Annotated in this window: 1 protein-coding gene; it reads left to right on the top strand. The window is 68.2% G+C overall.

Annotation, left to right across the window (positions count from 1 at the left end; all coding sequences use genetic code 11):
* The coding region (locus EN994_RS28760) for an FAD-dependent oxidoreductase (RefSeq protein ID WP_127308023.1) at positions 1-2,070 on the top strand (2,070 nt) is incomplete at both ends.

Below are 2,070 nucleotides of genomic sequence, written 5' to 3'. Positions count from 1 at the left end.
GTGACGTCGCGGTCGTCGGCCGCAGCTTCAAATACCACCGGCCGCGCGGCATATGGGGCGCCGGCGTCGAGGAGCCAAATGCGCTGGTCGATCTCGGCGGCACGCGGGCGACGCCGAACACCCGCGCCACGACCGAGCCGGTGCGCGACGGACTGGTGGCGAAAAGCGTCAACGCCACGCCCAGCGCACTGGCCGACCGCAACGCCTTCCTGGACCGTTTTGCGCGCTTCATCCCGGCCGCGTTCTACTACAAGACCTTCATGTGGCCGGACTGGCACAGGTTCGAGCCGCGCATCCGCGCCATGGCGGGGCTGGGCACAGTCGACGCCGACTGGACCTCGCCCGGCATGGCCGACCAGATCAACCATCATTGCGATGTGCTGGTTGTAGGCGCGGGACCGGCCGGGCTGGCGGCGGCAGGGCTGGCGTCCGGTGCTGGCCTGACCGTCACACTGGTCGACGACCAGCAGAGCCCCGGCGGATCGCTCGGCCATCGTGCCGCGGAGATCGACGGCAAGCCGGCGGCCGTATGGGGCAAGGAGACGATTGCCGGGCTTGCCGCTGGCGGTCACCTCATCCTGCCTTCGACCACCGCCTTCGGCATTTACGACCACAATCTGGTCGGGCTGAACCAGCGTCATCTCGACGGCCGGCCGGATACGCTGTGGCGGGTCAGGCCGCGCCAGATCGTGCTGGCGACCGGCGCCATCGAGCGGCCGCTGCCTTTCGCCAACAACGATCTGCCGGGCATCATGTCGGCGGATGCGGCGTTCGCCTATCTCCGGCGCCACGCTGTGCTGGTCGGCCGCCGCATCATCGTCGCCACCAACAATGACAGCGCCTATGAGGTGGCGGGGGCGCTTGCCGAGGTTGGCGCCGAAGTCAGGCTTGTCGATATCCGGCGTGACGGCGCGCCTGCGGCGGCGGCCAATGTCCGGCTGATCAAGGGGCGTTCTCTCGCATCCGCCAGCGGCAAGCTGCGCGTCGACGGCGTGACGCTCGACGACGGCACGAGGTTCGATGCCGATTGCGTTGTGGTCTCCGGCGGGTGGACGCCGACCATCCATCTCTTCGGCCAGGCCAAGGGCAAGCTCGCCTGGAGCGATGCGCGCGCGGCCTTCCTGCCGGGCGAACCGGTCGGCGGTATCGCCGTGGTCGGCGCCGCAGCCGGCGCGGTCTCCTTGTCGGAGGTGTTTGCCGGCGTGGAAAAGGCATTCGCCGGCAAGGAGAACGCGGCAACACCACGCAGCACCGGGCCGGAGGCGACGGACGGCATTCTCCCGGCCTGGCCGATGCCGGGCTCGAAAGGCCGCATCTGGATCGACTACCAGAACGACGTGACGGTGAAGGACGTCGAGCTGGCCGCACGCGAAAACTTCGTCTCGGTCGAACATCTGAAGCGCTACACCACGCTCGGCATGGCGACCGACCAGGGCAAGACCTCCAACCTGCCCGGGCTGGCGCTGATGGCAGGGATTACCGGCCGCACGGTGCCGGAGGTCGGCACCACCACCTACCGGCCGCCGTTCACGCCGGTGCCGCTGGCAAGCTTTGCCGGCGCGCGCGTCGGTGAATTGATGGCGCCGGTACGGCGGCTGCCGCTCGAAAACGTCCATCGCGCCAGCGGCGCTGTCTTCCAGGAATATGGCGGCTGGCTGCGGCCTGCTCATTATGGCGGCAACGCGGACGCGGAACGTTCGATCGCGGACGAGGCGCGACGTGCGCGCCAGTCGGTCGCGCTGTTCGATGGTTCGACGCTCGGCAAGATCGAGGTGATCGGGCCGCAGGCGGCGGCGTTCGTCGATTTCCTCTACTACAACACCATGTCAACATTGAAACCGGGCCGCTGCCGTTATGGCTTCATGCTGTCTGAGAACGGCGTGGTCTTCGACGACGGCGTGCTGGTGCGGCTGGACGAGCATCGCTTCGTCGTGTCGTGCTCGTCCTCGCATGTCGCCGCCGTCCATGCGCGGCTGGAGGAATGGCGCCAGGACCGTTTTGGCCGCGGCGCCGTCTACATCCACAACGCCACACCGGACATGGCGACACTGACCGTTTCGGGGCCAAATG

Origin of the sequence: Mesorhizobium sp. M7A.F.Ca.CA.002.09.1.1 (genome assembly GCF_003998555.1) — a bacterium.
Taxonomy (GTDB): Bacteria; Pseudomonadota; Alphaproteobacteria; order Rhizobiales; family Rhizobiaceae; genus Mesorhizobium; species Mesorhizobium ciceri.
The sequence above is the reverse complement of the archived record's forward strand: the minus strand, read 5'-3'. Positions and strand labels throughout refer to the sequence as shown.